Raw genomic sequence first — 24,969 nt, 5'->3', positions numbered from 1 at the left:
CCGGGTCACTTCAGCAGGCGGGACAACCTGCGGTCCGCGAGCGGCTTGCCGCCCGTCTGGCAGGTCGGGCAGTACTGGAGCGAGGAGTCGGCGAAGGACACCTCGCGGATGGTGTCGCCGCACACCGGGCAGGGCTCGCCGGTGCGGCCGTGGACGCGCAATCCGCTCTTCTTCTCGGCCTTCAGCCGCCCGGCCGCCACGCCCCGGGAGCGTTCGACCGCTTCGGTGAGCGTGTCGCGCAGGGCCGCGTACAGCCGCCCGGTCTCCTCCTCGCTCAGGGACGCGGCCAGTTTGAAGGGCGACATCTTCGCCGCGTGCAGGATCTCGTCGCTGTAGGCGTTGCCCACACCCGCGATGAGGCTCTGGTCCCGCAACGCGCCCTTGAGCTGCCGCCGTTCGCCGGCCAGGAGCTCCGCCAGGCGCCGCTCGTCGAAGTCATCGGCGAGCGGGTCCGGACCGAGCCGGGCCACACCCGGGACCTCCTGCGGGGCGGCCACGACGTACACCGCGAGGCGCTTTTGGGTGCCGGCCTCGGTGAGGTCGAACCCGGCACCGGTCTGAAGGGCCACGCGCAGCGCGAGGGGGCCCTTGCCGGGGCGGGGCGGCCCGTCGGGCAGGCGGTCCTTCCAGTGCAGCCAGCCGGCCCGCGCCAGGTGCGTCACGAGGTGCGGTCCGTCCGCGGTCCGCAGGTCCAGGAACTTGCCGTACCGGCGTACGGCGGTGACCTCCCGGCCCTCCAGCGCGGACAGGGGCGGTTCGTACGTCTTCAGGACGCTGATCGCGACGGGCAGCACCCGTACGATCTCGTGGCCGACGAGGTGCTCGGTCAGGAAGTCCTTGAGCGCCTCGACCTCGGGGAGTTCCGGCATGAGTCCAGAGTGCCACGCCGGGTCAGCCGGAGTCGGGCACCACGAACTCGCACCACACGGCCTTGCCGCCGCCCCGGGCCTCCACGCCCCAGACGTCGGTGAGCAGCTCGACCAGGAGCAGGCCTCGCCCGGAGACGCCCGACTCGCCCGCCTCGCGGCGGCGCGGCAGCGCGCTGGAGGAGTCCTCCACCTCGACGCGCAGCCGGCGCTCGGAGCCGGTGAAGGCCCGCAGGGTGACGACGGCGGCGCCCTCGGTGTGCATCAGGGCGTTGGTGATCAGCTCGTCGGCGACCAGTTCGATCTCGTCGGCGCGCTCGCCCGCCCCCCAGCCGGCGACCGCGGTGCGGATCATGTGCCGGGCGTCGGCGAGGGCCCCGGGGTCGCCGGGGGCCACGTGCCGCTGGAGCCGGCGGCCGGACTGCGGATGCTCGGGGCCGCGTCGGCGCAGCAGGAGCAGCGCTACGTCGTCGTCCCCGCCGCGTTCGGCGGCCACGTCGATCAGCCGGTCGGCGAGGTCCCGTACGTCGTCGGGGCCGGTGGCGACGAGCGCGCCCAGGGTGCGCATGCCGTCGTCGAGGTCGGCGCCGGGCTGCTCCACCAGACCGTCGGTGCACAGCAGCAGGGTGTCGCCGGGGTCGAGCTCCAGGGTGCCCACGGGGTATTCGAGGCGGCCGAACTCGGCGGACAGGCCGAGCGGCAGCCCGCCGGGGACGGTGACACGGCGGCAGGAGCCGTCGGTGTGGCGCACCAGCGGATCGATGTGGCCGGCCCGGACCATCTGGAGCACGCCCGTGGACAGGTCGGCCTCCGCGTAGAGGCAGGTCGCGGAGCGGTCGGTGTCGAGTTCGTGCAGGAAGACGGAGGCGCGGGCCATGACGGTGGCCGGCGGGTGCCCCTCGGCGGCGTAGGCGCGCAGCACGATGCGCAACTGGCCCATGACGGCGGCCGCGTGGGTGTCGTGGCCCTGGACGTCGCCGATGACGGCGCCGACCCGGCCGCCGGGCAGCGGGATCAGGTCGTACCAGTCGCCGCCGATGTCCCGGCCGACGGAGCCGCCGATGGTGGCGGCGCGGTAGCGGACGGCGACGTCGGCGCCGGGCACGCTCGGGATGGTCCGGGGCAGCATGGCCTGCTGGAGGCCCTGCGCCAGGTCCATCTCCTGCTCGTAGAACATGGCCCGCTGCAAGCTCTGCGCGATGCTGCTGCCGAGGGCGACGAGGATGTTGCGCTCCTCGGGCGTGAAGCCGTACCGGTCGCTGTAGAGCAGGCCCATCGCGCCGATCGGCCGGGCCTGGACGATGAGCGGCAGGTAGGCGGCCGAGGTGATGTCGAGGTCGGTGAGGTGCGGCCACAGGACCGGGTACCGCTCGGCGAACTCCTGTGGTGACTCGATGAAGCACGGGGCGAGGGTCCGTACGGCCTCGCTCATCGGGTAGGGCTCGTCGATCCGGGTGACGCGGGTGCCGGGCACGGAGCTGTCCACGGGCCCCTCGGCGACCAGGCGGATGCGGCCGGCCTCGACCAGGCCCATGACGAGGCTGGTGGCGCCCAGGTGGACGAGGCCGTGGGTGTCCTTGAGGACGTCGATGACGTCCTGGACGGTGCGGGCGTGGGCGAGGGCGGCCGTGGTCAGTTCGACGACGCTGGTCTGCTCGCGGCGGGCCTCGTCGCGGGCGGCCTGGTCGAGGCGGGCGTCGCTCTCGCCGAGTTCCCGGGTGGCGTCCCGGATGATGCCGATGATGCGGCGGGGCCGTCCGGTGTCGTCCCGCCTGATGTAGCCCTGGGTGTGGGTCCAGCGCAGAGAACCGTCGCGGCGGCGGACGCGGAAGTAGGTGCCGTAGTTCTCGCTGCCGTCCTTCAGGGCCTGGGAGACAGCGGTGTCCAGGCGCCGTGACTCGTCGGGCGGAACGCGCTTGGCGAGGGTCTCGGGGTGGTCGTCGTACTCGTCGGGGCGCATGTCGAAGACTTCGTGGGCCTGGGCGTCCATCTGCATCAGGCCGGTGTCCAGATCCCAGTCGAAGCTGCCCATCCGGTTGAGTACGAGGATCGGGTCCGGGTGGGCGGGCCAGTCGTCCGGAAGGGACAGGGCGCTCGCTCCCCGATCAGCCATGGGCCCACCTTGCCAGGATTCGTCCGATTCTTCGACTGGATGTGCTGAGTTTACGAGCCGCGACGCCGGATCGGCCCTCCGTTGCTGAAGACGCCTGTGGGGCTGCCGGGGATGCGTTCGGCGGCCTGGGCTTCGGGGATGAGCCCGGCTCCGTCGGGCGGATCGGGGTGGTCCGGGACCGCGTCGGGGCCGACCTCGTCGGGTCCTGCGGGGTCCTCCGGCTCGGTCGGCGGGACGGTCTCGCCGGACGCCGGAGGGGGCGTTTGCGCGTCCGGGAGACTCGCCTCGGCCGGGGTGTCCCCGGGGGATGCGCCGCCCGGGTCGGGATCCGGTTGCGGGGACGGGTCCGTTTCCGGCGGGACGCGGATCTGCGGCGGCGACGGTGCCGGCCGGGACGGGTCCGGGGGGTCCGTCACCCGGGCGGGGGGCGGCAGGGTCCGGTCGTGGCGTACGTCGTGGCCGGTGCGGCGTTCGATCCAGGTCCGGGCGGTGACGTCGATGATCGTGAAGCCGGCGACGGCCCGCGGGGCGGGGGTCACGGCGATCACCCGGCCGGGCCGGTAGCCGGGCCAGGGAGTGCCTCTGGTGACCGGGGCGCCGTGCGCCTCGGCCGGCGGCCCGAGCGGGTTGCCGCAGGCGCACCGGACGCGCGGCAGGCCCCGGTCGTCGACGAGGACGGCGGTGCCGGCCTGGAGGACGGACTGGTAGCGGGTGATCCGCCCGGCCCGGAAGCCGTGGCTTGTGACGCGGGTGTCGGCGCGCAGCACGACCGGGGTCAGCGTGCGCACGTGGTCGGGGAGCGCCGCCGGGGAGATGCCCACGACCTCGGCGAAGGCGCGGCCCCTGGCGGGGTCGCGGACGAGGTGGCCGACCTGCCGGCCGATGTCACAGCTGCCGGTCCGCTCGGTGCCGCCGTACAGGCCGGGCGTTCCGCCGGGGAGGGAGCGTGGTCCGCCGGCTGCGGCGGACCGGTCGGTGCGACGTGGCGTTCGCGGGGCGGGAGGCGGGGTATCCGCCGTGAGGGCCGTGGAGTCCGTGAAGGGGTCGGGCCCCGGAGCCGCGGCGGGCAGGAGGATCAGTTCTCCAGCGGTGCCCGCGTCGCCGTCGAGGCGGGCGGTGTCGGGGTGCCGGGTGGTGTGGCCGCCGCAGCCCGAGAGGAGGAGCGCCGCCGAGAGCACACAGGCCAGGACGACGGTCCCGGTGGGTGTCCGCACCTCGTCCTCCCGCTCACCTCGGCCCGTTCGGGGCCGTTCGTCACTATTGTTTGCTTCGGTCACTTGTGTCACGCAACCGGAGCGGCGGCACACGGAGCGTGACGTCCGGGCAGGGCGCCGCACGAGGAGGAGGACCGCACGGTTGTGGACTGGTTCGGCGCGTCCGACTACTGGCTGACCCGGCTGGTCTTCCAGCGGGCGCTGGCCGCCGTCTACCTGGTGGCGTTCCTGACGGCGGTGCTCCAGTTCCGCCCGCTGATCGGGCGGCGCGGCATGCTGCCGGTGCCGCGGTTCGTGGAGCGGGTGCCGTTCAAGCGGGCGCCGAGCCTGTTCCAGTGGCACTACACGGACCGCTTCTTCGCGCTCTGCGCCTGGGCGGGCTGCGCGGTGTCGGCGGCGTTGCTGGCGGGGCTCGACTCGCTGCTGCCGTTGTGGGGCGGCATGCTGCTGTGGCTGGTGCCGTGGGTGCTGTACCTGTCGATCGTCAACGTCGGGCAGACCTGGTACTCGTTCGGCTGGGAGTCGCTGCTGCTGGAGGTCGGGTTCCTCGCCGTGTTCCTCGGCAACGACGAGGTGGCGCCACCGGTCGTCGTGCTGTTCCTGCTGCGGTGGATCCTGTTCCGCGTGGAGTTCGGCGCGGGCCTGATCAAGATGCGCGGGGACGCCTGCTGGCGCGACCTCACCTGCCTGGACCACCACCACGAGACCCAGCCGATGCCGGGCCCGCTGAGCTGGTTCTTCCACCATCTGCCGGGGCCCCTGCACCGCGTCGAAGTGGCCGCGAACCACGTCACCCAGCTCGTGGTGCCGTTCCTGCTGTTCACCCCGCAGCCCGCCGCGACGGCCGCCGCGTCGCTGATGGTTCTCACCCAGGTGTGGCTGGTGCTGTCGGGCAACTTCTCCTGGCTGAACTGGATCACGATCGTGCTGGCGCTGTCAGCCGTGCGGTTCCCGGCCGATCCGCCCGACGTGCCCGGCGCCCCGCTGTGGTACGTCGTGGTGGTGCTCACGGTGGCCGTTGCGCTCCTGGGCCTCAGCTACCGGCCGGTCCGCAACATGCTCTCCCGCCGCCAGGTCATGAACCGCTCCTTCGACCCGCTCCACCTCGTCAACACCTACGGGGCGTTCGGCAGCGTGAGCCGGGTGCGGTACGAGGTGGTGGTGGAGGGCACCGCGGACGACGTGCCGCGCGAGGACTCGGGCTGGCTGGAGTACGAGTTCAGGGGCAAGCCGGGCGATCCGCGGCGCTGGCCGCGCCAGTTCGCGCCCTACCATCTGCGGCTGGACTGGCTGATGTGGTTCGCGGCCCTCTCCCCCGCCTATGCCGACCCCTGGTTCGGGACGCTGGTGGAGCGGCTGCTGGAGAACGACCGGGCCACCCTGAAGCTGCTGCGCCGTTCCCCGTTCCCGCCGGACGCGCCCCCTCGGTTCGTGCGCGCCCGCCTGTTCCGGTACCGCTACACGACGTGGCGCGAGCTGCGGGAGACGGGCGCGTGCTGGGAGCGTACGTACGTGAGGGACTTCCTGCCGCCGACGCGGCTGGCGGGGCCGGTTCAGAGGCCGTAGGCGCGGCGTGCGGGGCCGGTTCAGAGGCCGTAGACGCGGGTGGCAGGGCCGGTTCAGAGGCCGTAGACGCGGGTGGCGGTGGTCTCGAGGATCTGCGGGTGGTCGTGCGGGTCGGTCAGCCGGCGGGTGAGGTCCAGGGTGTCGCCGTACGCCGCGCCCAGGGTGCACACCGGCCAGTCAGAGCCGTACATCAGCCGGCCGGGCCCGAAGACCTCCAGGGCCATGTCGGCGTAGGGGCGCAGGTCCTCGACGGTCCAGGAGGCCGGGTCGGCCTCGGTGACCAGGCCGGACAGTTTGGCGACCGTGTTGGGCAGGGCGGCCAGGGCGCGCAGGCCGGCCGCCCAGGGTTCGAGGGCGCCGGAGGCGATGGGCGGTTTGCCCAGGTGGTCGAGGACGAAGGTGAGTCCGGGCAGGGCGGCGGCGGCCCGGACGCAGGCGGGCAGTTGGTGCGGGAGCACCACCAGGTCGTAGACCAGCCCGGCGTCGGCGACGGCGGCCAGGCCGCGCTGCACGTCCGGGCGCAGCAGCCACCCGGGGTCGGGTTCGCCCTGGACCTGGTGGCGGATGCCCTTGAGGTACGGGCCGCCGGGGAGCGCGCGCAGGCGGGCGAGTTCGTCGGTGACGTCGGGGCGGGTGAGGTCGGTCCAGCCGACGACGCCCGCGATCAGGTCGTGCTCGGCGGCCAGGGCCAGGAACTCCGGGGTCTCCTCGGGCACGGTGACCGTCTGGACGAGCACCGTGCGGGCCACTTTGGCCGCTCTCGCCTCGGATGCGAGGTCCTCGATGGTGAAGTCGCGCCGGAGCGGGGCGAGTTCGGGGCCGGTGATCCAGTCCTGGTCCCGTACGGACAGGTCCCACACGTGGTGGTGGGCGTCGACCACGGTCATGCCGGCAGCTCCCAGACGACGGGCAGGCCGGCGTCGGCGCCCTCGCCGGAGTAGTCGTGCACGACGTCCAGCAGTTCGGCCATGCGGGCCTGCCAGGCGACGTTGACCGGCAGCTTCTCCAACTCGGCGAGGAGCCGGGCGTAGTCCTCGCACTCCAGGACGTGGAACAGGTCGGTGCCGCTGCGCCAGATGGTCCAGGAGGTGGCACCCGCGGCGCGGATGGCATCGGTGAGTTCTTCCGGGACCTCGCGGTGGGCGGCCTCGTACGCGGCGACGCGGTCGGCGCGGACCTTGGTGTGCAGGGCGACTCTCATGACGGCTCCTCGGACGACGCCTCGGCGGGAACGGGCGCGTCGGCGGGCAGCAGGCCCTCGGCGCGCAGGTCCTGCCAGAACCCGGCGGGCACCCGGGCGGCGAACTGGTGGGCGCAGTCGCGCACTTCGTGGGCCGAGCGGGCGCCGACGAGGACGCTGGCAACGGCCGGGTGGGCGGCGCAGAAGGCCAGGGCGGCGGCGCGCAGCGTGGTGCCGTGCCGGTCGGCGACGGACTTCAGGCGCAGGGCGCGCTCGACCAGTGCCGAGGGCGCGACGGTGTAGTTGTACCTCGCCCCGGGCTCGGGGTTGGCCAGCAGGCCGGAGTTGAAGGCGCCGCCGATGACGACGGACGTGCCGCGCTCCTGGGCCGCGGGCAGCAGGCCGGAGAGGGCGCTCTGGTCGAGCAGGGTGTAGCGGCCGGCGCACAGGACCACGTCGACGTCGGTGTCGCGGACGAAGCGGGTGAGCATCTCTGCCTGGTTCATGCCGGCGCCGATCGCGCCGACCACCCCCTCGGAGCGGAGCTTGTCCAGCGCCGGATAGCCCTCGCGGAAGGCCTGTTCGGCGTGCTCGTCGGGGTCGTGGAGGTAGACGACGTCGACCCGGTCGAGGCCGAGGCGTTCCAGACTGGAGTCCAGGGTGCGGCGGATGCCGTCGGCACTGAAGTCCCACACGCGGCGGTGGCTCGCGGGCACGGCGAAGCCGCCCGCCAGGTCGTCGCCGCCGCCGTCCGAGGGTTCCAGGCGGCGACCGACCTTGGTGGAGATGGTGTACCGGTCGCGGGGGTGGTCGCGCAGGGCGGCGCCGAGGCGGCGTTCGGAGAGGCCGAGGCCGTAGTGGGGGGCGGTGTCGAAGTAGCGGATGCCCCGCTGCCAGGCGGCCTCCACGGCGTCGTGCGCCTGCGCCTCGCCGACCTCGGTGTACAGGTTGCCGATGGCGGCGGCGCCGAAGGACAGGGCGCTGACCTCGACGCGGCTGCGGCCGAGCCGGTTCACCGGGCCGCCGGTCGCAGCCGCAGGCCCTGCATGCCGCCGTCGACGGCGAGCGCGGTGCCGGTGGTGGCGCCGGACAGGGGGCTCGCCAGGTAGGCGATGGCGCCCGCGACCTCGGCCGGCGAGACGAGGCGGCCGGTGGGCTGGCGGGTCTCCAAAGCGGCCCGTTCGGCGGCCGGGTCGGGTGCCGCGTCGAGGAGGCGGCCGACCCACGGGGTGTCGACCGTGCCCGGATTGACGCAGTTGACGCGGATGCCCTCGCGGACGTGGTCGGCGGCCATGGCGAGGGTGAGGGAGTACACCGCGCCCTTGGTGGCGCTGTACAGGGCACGTTGCGGCAGGCCGGCGGTGGCGGCGATGGAGCAGGTGTTGACGATCGCGGCGTGCGCGGAGGCCCTCAGGTGGGGCAGGCAGGCGCGGGTGGTGCGGACCATGCCGAGCACGTTGACGTCGTAGACGCGGTGCCACTCGTCGTCCGGGTTGTCCTCGACGGTGCCCTGTGCGCCGATGCCCGCGTTGTTGACCAGCGCGTCGAGCCCGCCGAGGCCGGCGACGGCGGCGGCGACGGCCTCGCGCACGGACGCGTCGTCGGTGACGTCCGCGCGGTGGGCGAGCAGCGGCTTGTCGACGGGCGACGGATCCAGGTCGAGGACGGCGACCTGGGCGCCGCGCTCGGCGAGGAGCTCGGCGGTGGCCCGGCCGATGCCGGAGGCGCCGCCCGTCACCAGGGCCCTCAAGCCCTCGAAGTCGCTCATTCAGCCTGCTCCTTTTGGAGGTCGGCGGCCCAGAACGCGCCGCCCGGGTAGGTGTACCGCGCCAGGGACTCGGGCCGCATGGCCGCCGAGAAGCCCGGCGCGGTGGGTGCCGTGTACCGACCTTCGCGGATCACCACCGGGTCGAGGAAGTGGTCGTGCAGATGGTCGACGTACTCGATGACGCGGTCCTCGGTGGTGCCGGTGAGGGCCACGTAGTCGAACATCGACAGGTGCTGGACGAGTTCGCACAGGCCGACGCCGCCCGCGTGCGGGCAGACCGGCACGCCGAACTTGGCCGCGAGCAACAGGACCGCGAGGTTCTCGGGGACGCCGCCGACGCGGGCCGCGTCGATCTGGACGACGTCGAGCGCTCCGGCCTGGAGGAGCTGCTTGAAGACGATCCGGTTCTGCACGTGTTCGCCGGTGGCGACCTTCACGGGGGCCACGGCCCGGCGGATCGCCGCATGACCGAGGATGTCGTCGGGGCTGGTGGGTTCCTCGATCCAGTACGGGTCGAACTCGGCGAGCGCCTTGGTCCAGCGGATCGCCTCGTCGACGTCCCAGCGCTGGTTGGCGTCGACGGCCATGCGCACGTCGGGGCCGATGACCGAACGGGCCACGCGGCAGCGGCGGATGTCGTCGTCGAGGTCGGCGCCGACCTTGAGCTTGATCTGCCGGAACCCGTCGGCGACCGCCTCGGCCGCGAGCCGGGTGAGCTTCTCGTCGTCGTAGCCGAGCCAGCCGGGCGAGGTGGTGTAGGCGGGGTAGCCGGACTCCAGCAGGCGGGCCGTGCGTTCCCCGGCGCCCGGCCGGCCCCGGCGCAGGAGGGTCAGGGCCTCCTCCGGGGTGAGGGCGTCGGTGAGATAGCGGAAGTCGACCTGGCGCACGATCCATTCGGGTTCGGCCTCGGCCAGCAGCCGCCACAGCGGCAGTCCGGCACGCTTGGCGGCCAGGTCCCACACGGCGTTGACGACGGCGCCGATGGCCATGTGCATCACGCCCTTCTCGGGTCCGAGCCAGCGCAGCTGGCTGTCGCCGATCAGGTCGCGGTTCAGGGTGGAGGGGTCGGCGCACAGCTCGTCCAGGTCCCGGCCGACCAGGTGCCCGCGCAGTGCCTCGATCGCGGCGACCTGCACCTCGTTGCCCCGCCCGATGGTGAAGGCGAATCCGTGCCCCTCGTGCCCGTCGGCCGCGTCCGTGCGCAGGACGACGTAGGCCGCCGAGTAGTCGGGGTCCGGGTTCATCGCGTCGGAGCCGTCGAGCTCGCGCGAGGTGGGGAAGCGGATGTCGTGGGTGTCGACCGCGGTGATGCGGGCGGGCGTCGGGGACACGGAGTGCCTTTCGGGTCGGGTGCACAAGGGCGGGGGTCAGTCCTGGGCGCGGCCGGTGGTGACCCGGGCGATCATGAGGGCGACCAGGATGATCCCGCCGTAGATGGCCTGGATCCAGAACGACGGAACTTGCGCGAGGGTGAGCAGGTTCTGCACGACACCCAGAAGGAGTACGCCGGTCAGGGCGCCGAACATGGTGCCCTTGCCGCCGTCGAGGGCGATGCCGCCGATCACCGCGGCTGCGAACACCGTGAAGATCATGTTCTGGCCCTGGTTGGCGCTGATCGCGCCGACGTAGCCGGTCTGCATGATGCCGCCGACCGCGGCGAGGACGCCCGCGACGACGAACACGCCGAGCATGACGCGCTCCACGCGGATGCCCGCCGCCCGTGCCGCGTCCGCGTTGCCGCCGATGGCGTACAGGGCGCGTCCGACCCGGTGGTACTTCAGGACGAGCCCGGCGACGGCGAAGGCGATCGCGGCGAGCCACACCGACAGCGGGACGGTGAGGAAGGTGGTGGTGGCCAGCGAGTAGAAGCTGTCGGGCATGCCGAACAGCGTCTTGCCCTTGGTCGCGCCGACCAGCAGGCCGCGCAGCACGATCAGCATCGCCAGCGTCACGATGAACGCGTTGAGCTTGAACTTCACGACCAGGACGCCGTTGAAGGCGCCGACGGCCGCGCCCGCGACCAGGACCGCGAGCAGGGCCAGGGCGGCGGGGAATTCGGTGCCCCAGCCGGACTGGGCGGCGGGCAGCACGAGCAGTGCTCCGACGGCGGGCGCGATGCCGACCACCGACTCCAGGGACAGGTCGAACTTGCCGGTGATGAGGACGAGCGACTCGGCGAGCACGACCATCGCGAGGGCGGCGGAGGCGCCGAGGATCGAGATCAGGTTCCGTTCGGTGAGGAACGAGTCGTTGACGATCGTTCCGAGCACCATGAGCAGCAACAGGGCCGGTACAAGGGCCAGTTCGCGGGCACGGCGCAGCAGCACGGTCCTCGCCGACCCGGTGCCGGTCACGAGCACCGGCTTCACCGGCGGGGCCTTGGTGTCAGCCATGGTCCACTCCTTCGATGGAGGCGATGAGCTCGTGGTCGCGCCAGCCCGCCCGGTGTTCGGCGACGACACGGCCGTGGAAGAGGACGAGGACCCGGTCACAGCGCCTGAGGTCGTCGAGTTCGTCGGAGACGACGAGCACGGCGGTGCCGTCCTCGCGGGCACTGTCGACGCGGGCGAGCAGGGACTCCTTGGACTTCACGTCGACGCCCGCGGTCGGGTTGACGAGGACCAGGAGCCGCGGGTCGGAGGCGAGGGCCCGGGCCATGACGACCTTCTGCGCGTTGCCGCCCGACAGGTCCGAGACGGGCTGCTCGGGGCCCTCGGCGTGGATGTCGAGCCGTTCGATCAACGCGGTGGCGACGCCGCGCCTGCGGTCGGTGCCGACGAAGCCGAAGCGGCCGAGCCGGTCCAGGACGCTGAGGGTGGCGTTGTCGCCGATGGACATGCCGAAGACGAGACCTTGGTCGTGCCGGTCGCGGGGCACGAAGCCGACTCCGGCTTCGAGGGCTTTGCGGACATCGCCGAAGGGCAGCGGCGCGCCGTCCAGCCGGGCCGTCCCACCGGTGGGCGTGTGCAGTCCCGTGAAGGTCTCGGCCAGCTCGATCTTGCCGCTGGCGCTGGACCCGGCGAGTCCGACGACCTCCCCGCGTCGGACGGTGAGGTCGACGTTCTCGTACGCCGTCGAGCGCAGGCCGCGGACGTCGAGGAGGACGGGGCCCGCGGCCTCGACGGCCCGCTGCCGCTCGGCCGCCTCGGCGATCGTCTCCCCCGCCATGGCCTCCACCAGCGCCCGGCGCGGGAGGTCGGCGACCGGCGCGGTGGTGATCCAGCGGGCGTCGCGCAGGACCGTGACGGTCTGGCAGACCTCGTACACCTCCTGGAGATGGTGCGAGATGAACAGGAAGGTGACGCCCGACTCCTGGAGGGCCCGCATGCGGGTGAAGAGGCGCTCGATCTCCCGGTTGTCGAGCTGGGCGGTGGGTTCGTCGAGGACGATGAAGCGGGCGCCGAAGGACAGCGCCCGGGCGATCTCCACCATCTGCCGGTCCTCGACCTTGAGGTCGGCGGTGCGGGCCTCGGGGTCGACGCGCACGTCCCAGGTGTCGAGGAGCGCGGCCGCTTCGGAGGTGAGGCGGCGCCAGCTGATGAAGCCCTTCCTCAGGGGCTGCCGGTTGATGAACAGGTTCTCGGCGACGGTCAGTTCGGGGACGACCGTCGGATGCTGGTAGACGCAGGCGACCTTGCGGCGCCAGGCGTCCCGGTCGGAGAGCGGGGGCGCGGGCTCCCCGTCGAAGTGGACGGTGCCCTCGTCGGGGGCCTGGAGCCCGGTGAGGATGCGGACGAGGGTCGACTTGCCCGCGCCGTTGCGGCCGACCAGGGCGTGGGACTCGCCGGGCAGGACGGTGAGCCGGCCGTCGGCGAGGGCGGTGGTGGGGCCGTAGCGCTTGACGACGCCCCGTGCCTCGACAAGTGGGCTGCTCATTCGACCGTGTTGCCCCACAGCTCGGGGTCGTCGACGTTGTCCTTGGTGACCAGCGGGGCGGGCAGCTGGTCCTCCAGGATGCCGCTGGGCAGCTTGACGATGGTCGAGTCGTGGTCCGTCGGGCCCGGCTTGAACTGCTTCCCCCGCATCGCCGCCTTGATGTAGTACATGCCGTACTTGGCGTAGGCGTCGGCGGGCTGGGAGACGGTGGCGTCGATCTCGCCCTTGCGGATCGCGTCGAACTCCTGCGGGATGCCGTCGTTGGAGACGATGGCGATGTGGCCCGACTGCCCGGCCTTTTTCAGCATCCCCTTGGACTTGAGGGTCTGGAGAGTGGGCGCGAGGTACACGCCGCCCGCCTGCAGGTAGATGCCCTTGATGTCGGGGTTGGCGTTGAGGAGGGTGTCGAGCTTGGAGGCCGCCGTGTCGGACTCCCACTTGGCGGGGATCTCCAGGACCTTCAGCTTCGGGAAGTTCTTCTTCGCGCAGGCGCGGAACGCCTCGGAGCGGTCGCGGCCGTTGACCGAGGCGAGGTCGCCCATGATCTGCACGACCTTGCCGGAGGTGATGTGCTCGCCGAGGTACTGGCACGCCTTCTCGCCGTACGCGACGTTGTTCGCCCGGACCACCATGGCGACCTTGCCCTTGTCGGGTGCCACGTCCACCGCGACGACCGGCACGCCCTTGCGTTCGGCCTGGTCGAGGCCGGCCTCGATGGCGGCGCTGTCCAGCGGGGCGACGACGAGGCCCTTGACGCCCTGGTTGAGCTGGTTGTTGATGTCGGTGATCTGCTGCGAGGGGTCGCTGTTGGAGTTGACGGTCTTCATCGCGTCCACGCCCTCGGACTTCGCCATCTTGGGCACGTAGTCGTTGTACGACTGCCAGAACGGCGAGGTCAGCAGGGGCAGCACCACCCCGACCTTGCCGGTGCCGTCACCGCCTTCGGCCCCGGAGGCTCCGGTGTCCTTGGTGCTGCCGCACGCGGCGAGCACCAGGGACGCTCCGGCGGCCAGGGCCACCGCGCCGAGCATCCGGGACGTGTTCCGCTTCCGCACTGTGCTTCCGGGCATCTCAGGGGGCTCCCATCGACCGGTGTTCCAGCAGATGCCCGCATACTTATCAGACCACTCCCCCGCCGGAACACCCTTCGGCGGCGGATTTCCCCGCTTTCACCTCGTAGTGGTCCGACCACCTGGCTGGTTAGACTGCGCCGGAGCGCTGTGATCGGAGGAGTGGCGTGGACGACGAGACAGCCCCGCAGAAGGGCACCGTGACGCAGCGCGCCATCGAGCGGATCAAGGCGATGATCGGCGAGGGCCGGCTGGAGCCGGGTCAGCGCTTGCCCACCGAACGCGATCTGGCCGTCCAGCTCGGCATCTCCCGCAGCTCGATGCGGGAGGCGATCCGCGCGCTCACGGTGCTGGGCGTGCTGGAGGCCCGGCACGGCTCGGGCATCTACGTCACGCAGCTGGAGGCCGGCGACCTGCTGGAGACCTTCGGTGTCGTCGCGGACCTGTCGCGCGGCCCGCAACTGGTGGAACTGCTGGAGATCCGGCGGATCCTGGAGTCGACGGCGACGGCGCTGGCCGCCGCCCGGATCACCCCGGACCAGCTGGCCGAGGTGGAGAAGCACCTGGCGGCGATGAACGCCACGGACGATCCGGAGGAGATCCTCGCCCACGACCTGGCCTTCCACCGGGAGATCGCGGCGGCCGCGGGCAACGAGACGATGGCCGCGATCCTGGAGGGCCTGTCGTCACGGACCTTCCGCGCCCGCGTCTGGCGCGGCTACCAGGAGGAGGGCGCCTTCGCCCGCACCCGCCGCGAGCACGCGGCGATCCACCGCGCCCTGGCGGCCCGTGACCCGGAGGCGGCCCGCGCGGCGGCGGCCGCGCACGTGGGCGAGGTGGAGCAGTGGCTGCGGGCGCAGCTCGGGCCCTAGGACGGTCCCAGGGCCCGGTGCTTCGCGGCTACTTGAACTGACCGGCCTGGTAGTCGCCCGCCGGCTGCTCCAGCAGGACGTTCAGCCGGTTCGCGGTGTTCATGAAGGCGATCAGGGTCACCAGCGCCATGAGCTCTTCCTCGTCGTAGTGCTTGGCGGCCCGCTCCCACACCTCGTCCGGCACCCCGCCGGCGCCGTCCGCGATCCGGGTCCCCTGCTCGGCCAGCTCCAGCGCTGCGCGCTCGGCGTCGGTGAAGACTGTCGCCTCCCGCCACGCCGCGACCAGATGGAGCCGCACGGCGCTCTCGCCCGCGGCGGTGGCCTCCTTGGTGTGCATGTCGATGCAGACCGCGCATCCGTTGATCTGGCTCACCCGCAGCGAGACCAGTTCCCGGGTGGCGGCCGGCAGCGGTGACTCCACCACCAGCCGCCCCACGGAGGTGAACTGCTTGACGAGCTTGCTCCCGCTCGGGCTGCCGAAGATGTCCAGTCGTGCGCTCATGGTGAGCTCCTCTGCCGTTGTCGGTGCGTACACCCCTATGAGCCAGCGGCTCACCACGATGTGACATCGACAGATGTGACCCGCGTCACTATCGCCCCCGCGCAGCCGCAGCGACGCCGGCTCGAACGGGCGCAGCCGCACCGCGTTCCGCCCGCCGCGCGCCTCCGGCGTCGCAGGCGAGGTCCAGGTCGTCCTCGGCAGGCCGGGACTTCAGGCTGCACAAAAGTCCGCGCACCGGCCTGACCCTCTACCAGGTCCTCGACGTTCTTCAGGGCCTGCCGAGGTGCTGGACCGGTACCTGCACCACGACCAGGTCGACTGAGAGAGACTGGTGCCGGACGAGTTGCGGGAACTGTTCCAACGCGGCTGCCACCATCGGGCCATCGAACGCGCCGGCATCGCCCGCACCCTCATCCGCTACCGCAGACGCACCAGATGAGATGACCGTCAAGCCCGTCCCTCTTCCCGCCGAGGAGTCTCTGTGACCAGTTGGGCCGGCCGCACCGCCGCCGAGATATCCGCCGCCGTCCGCGAGAAGCGGGTCACTCCTCGCGAGGTGGTCGCCGAGCACCTCGACCGGATCGAGCGCCTCGACGGCCGTGTGGGGGCCTTCCGCACGGTGCGCGCCGAGGCGGCGCTCACCGAGGCCGAGGAGGTGGCCGAGCGCGGCGAGTTCGCCGAGCTGCCCCTCGCGGGGGTGCCCGTGGCCGTCAAGGACAACCTCGCGGTGCGCGGCGAGTCCACCCGGGTCGGCTCGGCCGCGACGCCGGACACACCGGCCACGGAGGACCATGTGACGGTGGCCCGGCTGCGGGCGGCGGGCGCGGTGGTCGTGGGGCTGACGAGCGTGCCCGAACTGTGCGTCTTCGGCACGACGGACGGCGTGCTGGGCACCGCCCGCAACCCCTGGGACCCGACGCGCTCGGCGGGCGGTTCGTCGGGCGGCAGTGCCGCCGCGGTCGCCGCCGGGATGGTGCCGATCGCCCTCGGCAACGACGGCATGGGCTCGCTGCGCATACCGGCCGCCAACTGCGGCCTCGTCACCATCAAGCCGGGGCACGGGGTGGTCCCGGCCGGCGTCGGGGACAGCGACTGGTTCGGCATGTCGGAGAACGGGCCGCTCGCCACGACCGTCGAGGACGCCCGCATGATGCTCTCGGTCCTCGCCGGCACCGGACCCGAAGTCAGGTCCGAGCCCGGCGCCCTGCGGGTAGCGGTGTCGCTGCGCAGCCCGCTGGCCGGGGTCACCATCAGCCGGCCGTACGCGGCGGCCACCCGGGAGGCGGCCGGGGCGCTGATGAAGGCGGGCCATCAGGTCCGGCGTGCCGACCCGCCCTATCCGATGTCGCTCGCCACGACCTCGCTGGCCCACTGGACGGCGGGCACGGCCGCGGACGCCCAGCGCCTCGACCGGCGCCTGCTGACGCGCCGCACCCGGGTCCATGCCGCACTCGGCCGGCCCTTCCTGGGCACGGCACGCTCCGGGGCCGGCCGGGAGCGGCTGCGCCGGCGGCTGGAGCCGTTCTTCGCCGAGTACGACGTGCTGCTGACGCCCGCGCTCGCCCGCCGCTCCCCCAAGGCCGGGCCCTGGCACGAGCGGGGCTGGCTGAGCAACGTCCTGGCCAACACGAACTACTCGCCCCTGACGCCCCCGTGGAACCTGACCGGCTGGCCCGCCCTGTCGGTCCCCTGCGGCACCCTGCCCTCCGGCGCCCCCTGTGCCGTGCAGCTGGTGGGACGCCCCGGCACGGAGTCCCGACTCCTGGCCCTGGCCGAGCAGTTGGAGGAACGAATCCCGTGGCGGCGTACGGCACCGATGAACTAGGGTCGGCCGGGTGACTGCCGGGTCGGCCGTAGGCCATGCACGAGTGAGGCGCCCGGCCTCGGCGTGAGCGCGGCGGGGGGCACCCCGCCACAGCCCGTCCGAGAGCCGGAGAGGGCACGAGCCCCGCCTCTCGTCTCCGTATCCCCCACTCCGCGCCGCTGCGGCGCATCACCATGGATCCGAGACCCGGAGACGAACTCACTCATGTCCCACGCAACGCACACGCCTGAACTCCCGGCCACCGTCGCCCACCTCGACCACACCGCCGTCTACGCCTCCGACCGCCGACTGTCGGCGGAGTTCCTGGCGGCCGTCCTGGGTCTGAGGGTCGGCGCCCCCTTCGGCCCGTTCCTGCCCGTCGACCTGGGCAACGGCGTGACCCTCGACTACTACGAGATGACCGACGAGCCGATCCAGTCGCAGCACTACGCGTTCCTCGTGCCCGACGAGCGGTTCGACGGCATGATCGGCCGCCTGGAGGCACTCGGCGTCACCTACTACGCCGACCCCCGCCACACCGAACCCGGCCGCGTCAACGACCTCTTCGGCGGGCGGGGCGCCTACTTCGACGATCCGGACGGTCACAACATGGAGATCATGACCCGGCCGTACGTCCGTCCCTGACGGCAGCCCGGGCCTTCAGAGCGCCCGGTACATGATGTGCAGCCCCACCAGTCCGTCCCGGGGATGCTCGAACGCGTCGGGCACCGTGCCGAGGATCGTGAAGCCGAGGGAGGTCCACAGCTTCACAGCCGGGTTGGTCTCGACGACGGCGTTGAACACCATGCCCCGGTAGCCGGCGGACCTGGCTTCGGTCAGGAGGTGCTCGGCGAGGGCACGGCCGTAGCCGCGGCCGCCCTGGCCGGGGCCGACCATGAAACCGGCGTTGGCGATGCGGGCGGCGGGGCCACCGTAGTTGGGGGTGAGGTAGGCGGAGGCGACGACGGCTCCACTGTCGTCCTCGACGACGTAGACGCGTTTCGCCGGGTTCATCCACAGGACCCGGGCCTCCTCCTCGGAGGTGCCCGGGTCCCATGCGTAGGTCTCGCCCGCGGCGACGATGCGATGCCAGAACGGCCAGATGCGAGGCCAGTCGTCAGCCGTTGCTTCCCTGATCAGCATGGCCGTGAGTCTGGCACGGCCATGCGCTCGGAGGTCGCGGAGGGGTCCGCCCCGGGTCAGTCGACGCTGGGCAGGATGTGGGGCTCTGCGAGGTCGTCCTCGTAGCCCGCGAGGCGGATCGGGGCCGAACGGGCCCACACGTCGAGGCTGCCGAGCTCGTCGGCCCGTCGGCCGGCGCGCTCGCCGCGTTCCTTGGGGCGTTGATCGCGATTCGTCTTCTCCGGTGTCACCGCGCACTCCTTATGTGTCGGTCACCCTCGGGACGTACGCGCCGGTCCTGCTGCGCCTGACGCCCGCTCGGGCCTCTATGTCAAAAGCAGTTCGGACGCGGTGGCGCCGGTCGACTCACGGGAGAGCAGGCCGTGGTGAACCGGCTGGTCCCATGACGGACCGTGGGTGTGGGTAGGACCCGTGCTGCTGTCCGTCCGGATCAGACTAACCAGATGAGCGGAGCCCCGCTCGATGGGGCTGAAAACAGCCGGTAACAATCACGCGTCATCTGCCGTTTCACTCGTGTTTACGTACGGATTTGTACGCATAGGGACCTTTTTGCAAATCACTCGAACGGCGTACGTCGGCGGCAGCGCTTTCCAGACGGTTGCGCAGTTCAAGCGGCGTTGGCCGAGTAGCAAGCTCGCCATGCTCTGCTGCCGTACGCAACGGCTGTCTCGCGGGAGGACTGACGCATGGAGCTGCGCAGCGTCGAGGAGCTGATGGATCTGCTGTACGCCTGCCGGGGCACCCGGGACGTCCCGGTCCGCGCCCGCCCGCCGGTCGACCCGCACGACCATGCGCTGCGGACCGCGGCGCTGCTGCGCCGCGGCCGTCCGGCGGACAAGGAGCTCCAAGTCGCGGGCCTGGTGCAGCCCGTCGGCGGGCTGCTGTGGCCCGGCGATCCCGCCGGGCGCGCGGACCAGGCGGCCGACGCGGTGCGCGCCCTGCTCGGTGAGCGGGTCTCCCGCCTGGTACGCCGCTGTCCCCGCCGGGACGCCCCGGCCGACGACGATCTCCTCACCCTCCGCCAGGCGACCGAGGAGGGCCGCACAGCCGGTTTCGACGCCGGGGCCCTGGAGGACTGGCGCACCGTCCTGGAACTGCTGGCGGCACGCAACTCCCGCCTCGGAGCGGTGGACTGACGAGCCGTCACCGGACTGATGCGCCCCGCTCCGGTCACCCCGGGGGGCATGACCGACTCAGGGGCGCGGGGAGCCGGCCCCGCCTACCACTTGCCCGGCGCGTAGTCCTTCATGAAGACGCCGTACAGGTCCTCGCCCGCCTCGCCCCGTACGATCGGGTCGTAGACCCGGGCCGCACCGTCGACCAGGTCGAGCGGGGCGTGGAACCCGGCCTCGGCGAGCCGCAGCTTGTCGTAGTGCGGCCGCTCGTCCGTGATCCAGCCCGTGTCCACCGAGGTCATCAGGATGCCGTCGGCCTGGAACATCTCCTGCGCGCTGGTCCGCGTCACCATGTTCATCGCGGCCTTGGCGGCGTTGGTGTTCGGGTGTCCCGCGCCCTTGTACCCGCGGCCGAAGACGCCCTCCATCGCGGAGACGTTGACGACGTACGCGCGGCCGCTCTCCGCCTTCTTCGCGGCCTCGGCCATGGCCGGCCGCAGCTTGCTGATCAGGATGAACGGCGCCGTGTAGTTGCACAGCTGCGTCTCCAGCAGCTCCACGGGCGAGATCTGCTCGATCGTCTGCACCCAGGTGTTGGAGTCGACCACGTCGGGCACGAGGCCGCCCGCGTCGATCGCCGTGCCGTCCAGGTGCCGTTCGACGCTGGCGTTGCCCGCGACGAGGGCGAGGTCGGCGACCTTCTGGGCGTCGAGGCCGCTGGTGCCGAGGGGCAGCGCCGCGATGCCGTCGACCGCGCCGGAGTTGAAGGCACCGATGACGTGGTGTGCGGGCAGCTCGCCGGCGGGCAGCGGGGCGCTCTCGCCCTCGACCAGCGCGGCGTAGGCGGAGGGCAGGCGCCGCACGGTCTGGGTCGCGTTGTTGACGAGGATGTCGAGCGGTCCCGCGTCGGCGACCTGGTCGGCGAGGGCCACGGCCTGGGCGGGGTCGCGCAGGTCGATGCCGACGACCTCCAGGCGGTGCATCCAGTCCGCGGAGTCGTCCATGGCCTTGAAGCGGCGGATGGCGTCCTTGGGGAAGCGGGTGGTGATCGTGGTGTGCGCGCCGTCGCGGAGCAGCCGGAGCGCGATGTACATGCCGATCTTGGCCCGGCCGCCGGTGAGCAGGGCGCGTTTGCCGGTGAGGTCGGCGCGGACGTCGCGCTTCTCGCGGTTCACGCGGGCACAGTCCGGACAGAGCTGGTGGTAGAAGTAGTCGACTTCCACGTACCGGGCCTTGCAGGTGTAGCAGGAGCGCGGGCGCTGGAGTATCCCCGCGATCCTGCCCTCGTCGGTGTTCGACGACGGCAGCAGACCCTCGGTCTCGTCGTCGATGCGCTGGGCGGAGCCGGTCGCCGTGGCCTCCGTGACCGCCTTGTCGTGGGCGGTCTTGGCGGCCCGGCGCTCCTGGCGGCGGCGCTGCTTGACCGTGCGGTAGATGCCCGCGGTGGCCCGGCGCACGGCGATGGCGTCCGGGTGGTCGACGTCCAGCTTGTCGAGTTCCTCGAGCACGCCGAGGCAGACGGCCAGGCGCTCCGGGTCGATGCCGGGTCCGTACGAGAGCCCGCCGGCCCCGTCCATGGCCTGCGGGCCGTCCTCTGTCACCGTCATCGCCGCTGTCGTTCCCTGCTCTGCCGTCGCGGCGCGCCGGTCGCGCCCGCATTCGAAGGGCGAATTCTACGGAGGGTCGGGCCGCACCGCCAAAGTCGCCTTGATCACGACCGGCAGGCCTTGATCAGCGTCGCCACCTCCTGGGAGACGGCCGTGGCGAACAGGTCGAGGTCGGGGACCGCCTCGCCGTCGGCGACGAGGCCGTAGTGGACGCTCCCCCGGTACGTCGAGACCGCGACGGCCAGGGAGTGGCCGGGGGCCAGCGGGGCGAAGGGGAAGACGGCGGTGAGCGGGTGTCCGCCGAGCTTCAGGCCCAGGCTGGGCAGGGGCACGCTGGTCACCAGGAGGTCGAACCAGAGCCGGGCCGCCTGGCCGACCAGAGGGCCGCCGAGCCGGTGGGCGAAGGCGGGGACGTGGTCGGCGAGCAGGGCGACGGCGCCCGCGCCCCGGTTGGGGCCGGCGTCCTTGTTGCGGTCCATCGCGTCCCGGACCGAGGCCAGTCGGGCCAGCGGGTCCGGGTCGTCCACCGGAAGCCGCATCAAGTACCCGGAGAGCCGGTTGCCCTGCGGGTACGCGGTGCGCGGGCGACGCTTGGAGACGGGGATCAGGGCGCGGGGCGCGACGCCCTCGCTGCCGTCGCCGCGCTCGTCGAGCCAGCGGCGCAGGGCGCCCGCGACGACCGCGATGAGGACGTCGTTGACGGTGCCGCCGACGGTCTTGCGGACGCGGTGCACGTCGTCGAGGTCGAGCACCACTCCGGCGGTGCGGCGGGTGCCGCTCGGCTCGCAGGTGAGCGCGGGGGTGGAGCGCACGTCGAGGGAGGAGCGGGCGACGGAGGCGCCGATGTCCAGGGCGCGGCTCATGTCGGACAGGGCGCCGCGCACCATCCCGGGCAGGTCCCGCACGTCCGGCACCAGAGGGCGGGGGGCCTCGGCGGGGCGGGGCCGGGGGGCGGGCATGTCCATCGGGTCCATGACGCCCGCGGCGAGGGTCAGCGCCCGCAGCCCGTCGGCGAGGGCGTGGTGGAACTTGAACAGGACGGCGAAGCAGACTCCGTCCTCGCCGGGCAGGACGTGGGCCTCCCAGGGCGGCCGGTCGCGCTCCAGGGGGCGCTCCATGAGACGGCCCGCGACCGTGTGGAAGTCGGCGGTCGGCGCGTGCAGCCGCACATGGTTCAGGGGGTCGAAGTCCGCGTCCGCCTCGCGGGCGGCACCGCCGAAGGCGAGCGGGCGGCGCAGGGCCGAGGGCAGCGGCTGCCACACGTCGCGGATGCGCATCCGCAGTCCGGGGACACCGGCGGCCCGGGCCGCGAGCAGGTCCGCCGCGTGGGCGCCCGCGGCGGGCGAGTGGGCCGAGAAGATCCCGAGCGCGCCGAGGTGCATCGGGTGTTCGGCGGACTCGATGTTCCAGAACGCCAGGTCGAGAGGAGCGAGCAGATCAGCAGTCAAGGCCTTGCCTCGCGTCGACGACGGGTGGGTCAGCAGTCAACCGCTCCCAATCGATTACGGTCAAGTACGATCACGCTACGTACAGTTAACATCAGATTAAGTCCCGCCCCGGCGAAAGGGGCGGGACTTATGGTGCATCTGCGGTCAGTTCAACACAGGTTGCGCCGCCGGGCACCCCGTGGGAGTCACCCGGGAGGCGTCACGGATCAACGCCTCGTGCGCCGCCCTCAGCTTCACCGTGTCGGGTTTCAGCACCGCGCGGTCATAGGTGAGGAAGCCGTTGAGCTCACCCTCGACGTCCGTGATCTGGGTGTACACGGCCCCGTTGCTCCCCTCGCAGACCAGCGCCCGGACCTCGTCCAGCTTCGTCAGATAGTCCTCGGTGTAGGTGGCGGGGTCGACGTCGACGTAGGACTGCTGCACCGACCAGGCGTGGCCGGGCACCGCGAGGCCCAGGCCGCCGTACTCGCCGCTGACCAGGGCACGCTCGCCGTCCGGCCGGGGCGGCAGGGCGGGGCTGGGGTAGCCGTGCTCGTCCATGAGGTCGCCGGTGCCGCCGTCGGCACCGAGGTTCAGCCCGGACTGGTTGTTGACCAGCCGGGTCGGGTCCCAGGCCTTGGCCTGTTCGGCGACCCGGCCCACGTCGTACTGGCCCCAGCCCTCGTTGAAGGTCACCCACATGACGACCGACGGGCTGCTGACGTGCTCGTCGATCATCTCCTTCATCTCGCGCTCGTAGCGGGCACGGGAGGCGGCGCTCGGGTTCACCCCGGCCGTCATCGCGGGCATGTCCTGCCACACCAGCAGCCCGAGCCGGTCGGCCCAGTAGAACCAGCGGTCCGGCTCGACCTTGATGTGCTTGCGGACGGAGTTGAAGCCGAGCCGCTTGTGCGCCTTCAGGTCGTAGGCGAGGGCCTCGTCGGTGGGCGCGGTGTGCAGGCCGTCGGGCCAGAAACCCTGGTCGAGGGTGGCCATCATGAAGACCGGCTTGCCGTTGAGGACCGTACGCGGCACGCCGTCGATCTTCTCGACGGCGATCGAGCGCATCCCGAAGTAGCTGCCGACCCGGTCGGCGCCGGCCTTCACCTCCAGGCGGTAGAGGAAGGGATCGTCAGGCGACCACAGGCGCGGGTCGTGGACGGTCAGGGTCAGCGGCCGGCCGGTGCGGCCGCTCGCCGTGGCCACCTTGCGCCGGCCGTCGTACGCCGTCGCCGTGATCGGTACGCCGTCCCGGACGCCCCGGGCCTCCACGGTCAGCTTCTCGCGGGCCACGTCCGGAGTGAGCTTGAGGGAGTCCACGTGGTCGCGGGCCACCGGCTCCATCCAGACCGTCTGCCAGATGCCGGAGGACGGGGTGTACCAGATGCCGCTGGGGTCCAGGCGCTGCTTGCCGAGCGGCGGGTTCTCGCCGGACGCCGCGTCGGTCGGGTCGTACACGCCGACGATCAGTTCCTGGGTGCGGCCGGGCTTCAGCGCGTCGGTGATGTCGGCGGCGAACTTGTCGTAGCCGCCCTCGTGCGCGGCGACCTTCGTGCCGTTGACGTAGACCTCGGAGCGCCAGTCGACGGCGCCGAAGTTGAGCTTGAGCCGCTTGCCGGAGCCGATGTGCCAGCCGGCCGGGACCGTGAAGGTGCGGCGGTACCACATGCGGTCCTCGTGCCGTTCGATGCCGGAGAGCTGCGACTCCACCGGGTACGGGACGAGGATGCGCTCCTTCAGCGTCTTACCGACAGGCGGCTGCTCGCCCGGCTCGGCGGCGGCGAACTGCCACCGGCCGTTGAGACCCTGCCAGGCGCCCCGGGTCAGCTGCGGACGCGGGTACTCGGGGTGGGCGTTGCCCGGGCCCACCTCGTCGGCCCAGCGGGTGCGCAGCTGGTGCGTCGAGTGGTTGGGGCCGCTGGTCCAGAAGGCCTTGACAACGTTGCCTTCGGTGTCGGTGAGACCGCCCTCGCCGTCGTAGCGGAGGTCTGCCGTGCCGCGGGCCGTGCCGGTCTTGTTGCCGACGACCGGCTCGTCGAGCGCGACGAGGAGCGAGGTGGGATCGGACGGGTCGACCCGGGCCGCGCCCAGGGGCCACGCCGCGCCGCCGATCACGGCGTCGAGGTGGTCGGTGAGGCCCGCCGGGGGTGCGGCGAGGGGCTGGGCGAAGTCGAGCTTCAGGGTGCGGCCGGTGGCCTGGACGGTGGCCGCGAGGGCTCCGTCGTAGTCGAAGCCGTCCGGGAGGCGGAACGCCGACTGCGGTACGGGTTCCTTGGCGGCGCCCGGCCGGGTCCAGCGCAGGTGCAGGTTGGAGCCGCCGTAGTGCTCGAAGTACTCGACCTTGATGTCGTGGGCGCGGCCGGCGGTCAGGTCGACGGGCTGGGACGTCTGCTCGCGGTCCCAGTCGTCGACCCAGTGGTCGATGACGAGCCGTCCGTCGATCCAGAGGCGGAAGCCGTTGTCGCCGGTGATCGAGAAGGTGTGGGAGCCGGTCGTCTCCGGGACGATCCTGCCGGTCCAGCGGACGCTGACGTCGTCGGAGCGTCCGGTGGTGAAGTTCAGGCGCGGCTCCAGGTTGTCGAAGTCGAGGTCCTGGTCGAACGTGGTCGCCTTGAGGGTGTGGAAGTCGAACGCGCCGGGTGCGGACTGGGTGTAGTACTCGCCCTTGAGGCCGTGGATCTCGGCCGGGTCGTCCGCCAGGGCGGGTGCGGCGGCCAGGCCGGTGAGGGCGAGGAGCGCGGAGAGCAGTAACGCGAGGCGGCTTCTGAGGCGTCGGGGACGCACGGAACCTCCATGCCAACGTTGTCATGTACAGGAGGTGGCATGACAACATGGATTCCGCTCTT

The 24,969-nt window shown here is 72.3% G+C and carries 22 protein-coding genes; 5 read left to right on the top strand and 17 right to left on the bottom strand.

Annotated features, from left to right (window positions below; translation table 11 throughout):
• Positions 1-5 precede the first annotated feature (5 nt).
• From QOL88_RS35030 to QOL88_RS35020, 3 genes are read right to left on the bottom strand one after another with little or no spacing between them, the layout of a single operon-like run.
• On the bottom strand, positions 6-869 hold the full coding sequence (locus tag QOL88_RS35030; RefSeq protein ID WP_097222243.1) for an Fpg/Nei family DNA glycosylase: 864 nt from the start codon (positions 867-869) through the stop codon (positions 6-8).
• A 22-nt stretch (positions 870-891) separates the two neighbouring features.
• Complete coding sequence (locus QOL88_RS35025; protein ID WP_097222242.1) at positions 892-2,979, bottom strand: SpoIIE family protein phosphatase; 2,088 nt, start codon at positions 2,977-2,979, stop codon at positions 892-894.
• A gap of 50 nt (positions 2,980-3,029) precedes the next feature.
• Positions 3,030-4,193, bottom strand: coding sequence for a DUF6777 domain-containing protein (locus QOL88_RS35020; RefSeq protein ID WP_097222241.1), 1,164 nt, complete (start codon positions 4,191-4,193; stop codon positions 3,030-3,032).
• Between the two features lie 144 nt (positions 4,194-4,337).
• Between QOL88_RS35020 and QOL88_RS35015 the strand changes: the two genes are divergently transcribed.
• Positions 4,338-5,759, top strand: a complete 1,422-nt coding sequence (locus QOL88_RS35015; protein ID WP_097222240.1) for a lipase maturation factor family protein — start codon at positions 4,338-4,340, stop codon at positions 5,757-5,759.
• A gap of 53 nt (positions 5,760-5,812) precedes the next feature.
• On the opposite strand, the gene QOL88_RS35010 is transcribed toward QOL88_RS35015, so the two are convergent.
• Genes QOL88_RS35010 through QOL88_RS34975 form a run of 8 tightly spaced genes read right to left on the bottom strand, consistent with a single transcriptional unit; the run spans position 5,813 to position 13,653 of the window.
• Positions 5,813-6,646 carry an amidohydrolase family protein gene (locus QOL88_RS35010; protein ID WP_097222239.1) on the bottom strand — a complete coding sequence of 278 codons (834 nt, stop codon included), beginning with the start codon at positions 6,644-6,646 and terminating at the stop codon, positions 5,813-5,815.
• The gene (locus QOL88_RS35005) at positions 6,643-6,960 is read right to left on the bottom strand and encodes an L-rhamnose mutarotase (RefSeq protein ID WP_097222238.1); all 318 of its coding nucleotides are present in this window, start codon (positions 6,958-6,960) and stop codon (positions 6,643-6,645) included. The genes QOL88_RS35010 and QOL88_RS35005 overlap by 4 nt, the downstream gene beginning before the upstream one ends.
• Entirely contained in the window at positions 6,957-7,955 is a 999-nt protein-coding gene (locus tag QOL88_RS35000) for an aldo/keto reductase (protein ID WP_097222237.1), read from the bottom strand. The genes QOL88_RS35005 and QOL88_RS35000 overlap by 4 nt, the downstream gene beginning before the upstream one ends.
• Positions 7,952-8,707: an SDR family NAD(P)-dependent oxidoreductase gene (locus QOL88_RS34995; RefSeq protein WP_097222236.1), complete on the bottom strand. Its 756-nt coding sequence runs from the start codon at positions 8,705-8,707 to the stop codon at positions 7,952-7,954. Before QOL88_RS34995 ends, QOL88_RS35000 begins: the two co-directional genes overlap by 4 nt.
• Positions 8,704-10,038: an L-fuconate dehydratase gene (locus QOL88_RS34990; protein ID WP_097222235.1), complete on the bottom strand. Its 1,335-nt coding sequence runs from the start codon at positions 10,036-10,038 to the stop codon at positions 8,704-8,706. The genes QOL88_RS34995 and QOL88_RS34990 overlap by 4 nt, the downstream gene beginning before the upstream one ends.
• Before the next feature lie 36 nt (positions 10,039-10,074).
• Positions 10,075-11,100 carry an ABC transporter permease gene (locus tag QOL88_RS34985; protein WP_097222234.1) on the bottom strand — a complete coding sequence of 342 codons (1,026 nt, stop codon included), beginning with the start codon at positions 11,098-11,100 and terminating at the stop codon, positions 10,075-10,077.
• A complete protein-coding gene (locus tag QOL88_RS34980) occupies positions 11,093-12,583 on the bottom strand; it encodes a sugar ABC transporter ATP-binding protein (protein WP_097222233.1) in 1,491 nt (496 codons plus the stop codon). The genes QOL88_RS34985 and QOL88_RS34980 overlap by 8 nt, the downstream gene beginning before the upstream one ends.
• Positions 12,580-13,653: a sugar ABC transporter substrate-binding protein gene (locus QOL88_RS34975; RefSeq protein ID WP_097222232.1), complete on the bottom strand. Its 1,074-nt coding sequence runs from the start codon at positions 13,651-13,653 to the stop codon at positions 12,580-12,582. The genes QOL88_RS34980 and QOL88_RS34975 overlap by 4 nt, the downstream gene beginning before the upstream one ends.
• Before the next feature lie 167 nt (positions 13,654-13,820).
• Between QOL88_RS34975 and QOL88_RS34970 the strand changes: the two genes are divergently transcribed.
• On the top strand, positions 13,821-14,525 hold the full coding sequence (locus tag QOL88_RS34970; RefSeq protein WP_031107763.1) for a FadR/GntR family transcriptional regulator: 705 nt from the start codon (positions 13,821-13,823) through the stop codon (positions 14,523-14,525).
• Between the two features lie 28 nt (positions 14,526-14,553).
• On the opposite strand, the gene QOL88_RS34965 is transcribed toward QOL88_RS34970, so the two are convergent.
• The gene (locus QOL88_RS34965) at positions 14,554-15,027 is read right to left on the bottom strand and encodes a carboxymuconolactone decarboxylase family protein (protein WP_097222231.1); all 474 of its coding nucleotides are present in this window, start codon (positions 15,025-15,027) and stop codon (positions 14,554-14,556) included.
• A gap of 481 nt (positions 15,028-15,508) precedes the next feature.
• Here QOL88_RS34965 and QOL88_RS34960 point away from each other — a divergent pair, with 481 nt between their 5' ends.
• Together QOL88_RS34960 and QOL88_RS34955 are read left to right on the top strand one after the other, a co-directional pair.
• A complete protein-coding gene (locus QOL88_RS34960; RefSeq protein ID WP_097222230.1) occupies positions 15,509-16,852 on the top strand; it encodes an amidase in 1,344 nt (447 codons plus the stop codon).
• A 204-nt stretch (positions 16,853-17,056) separates the two neighbouring features.
• Positions 17,057-17,476, top strand: a complete 420-nt coding sequence (locus tag QOL88_RS34955) for a VOC family protein (protein ID WP_097222229.1) — start codon at positions 17,057-17,059, stop codon at positions 17,474-17,476.
• 15 nt (positions 17,477-17,491) lie between these two features.
• Here the strand turns inward: QOL88_RS34955 and QOL88_RS34950 are convergent, their stop codons facing one another.
• Both QOL88_RS34950 and QOL88_RS34945 read right to left on the bottom strand, forming a co-directional pair.
• A complete protein-coding gene (locus QOL88_RS34950; RefSeq protein ID WP_097222228.1) occupies positions 17,492-17,974 on the bottom strand; it encodes a GNAT family N-acetyltransferase in 483 nt (160 codons plus the stop codon).
• Between the two features lie 56 nt (positions 17,975-18,030).
• Positions 18,031-18,204: a hypothetical protein gene (locus tag QOL88_RS34945; protein WP_167526749.1), complete on the bottom strand. Its 174-nt coding sequence runs from the start codon at positions 18,202-18,204 to the stop codon at positions 18,031-18,033.
• Positions 18,205-18,660: 456 nt separating this feature from the next.
• On the opposite strand from QOL88_RS34945, the gene QOL88_RS34940 reads away from it, so the two are divergent.
• Positions 18,661-19,110, top strand: a complete 450-nt coding sequence (locus QOL88_RS34940; RefSeq protein WP_097222227.1) for a hypothetical protein — start codon at positions 18,661-18,663, stop codon at positions 19,108-19,110.
• A gap of 83 nt (positions 19,111-19,193) precedes the next feature.
• On the opposite strand, the gene QOL88_RS34935 is transcribed toward QOL88_RS34940, so the two are convergent.
• The 3 genes from QOL88_RS34935 to QOL88_RS34925 all read right to left on the bottom strand — a co-directional run bounded on the left by QOL88_RS34935 (position 19,194) and on the right by QOL88_RS34925 (position 24,907).
• Positions 19,194-20,696: an SDR family NAD(P)-dependent oxidoreductase gene (locus QOL88_RS34935; protein ID WP_097222226.1), complete on the bottom strand. Its 1,503-nt coding sequence runs from the start codon at positions 20,694-20,696 to the stop codon at positions 19,194-19,196.
• A 104-nt stretch (positions 20,697-20,800) separates the two neighbouring features.
• Entirely contained in the window at positions 20,801-22,144 is a 1,344-nt protein-coding gene (locus QOL88_RS34930; RefSeq protein WP_097222225.1) for a wax ester/triacylglycerol synthase family O-acyltransferase, read from the bottom strand.
• A 144-nt stretch (positions 22,145-22,288) separates the two neighbouring features.
• Complete coding sequence (locus QOL88_RS34925) at positions 22,289-24,907, bottom strand: PA14 domain-containing protein (RefSeq protein WP_097222224.1); 2,619 nt, start codon at positions 24,905-24,907, stop codon at positions 22,289-22,291.
• Between the last annotated feature and the right edge of the window lie 62 nt (positions 24,908-24,969).

The sequence above is a fragment of the Streptomyces sp. Ag82_O1-12 genome, from assembly GCF_900182715.1.
Lineage (GTDB): Bacteria > Actinomycetota > Actinomycetes > Streptomycetales > Streptomycetaceae > Streptomyces > Streptomyces massasporeus.
Note: the sequence above shows the minus strand (reverse complement) of the source record. Positions and strands in the feature narration are given on the sequence as shown.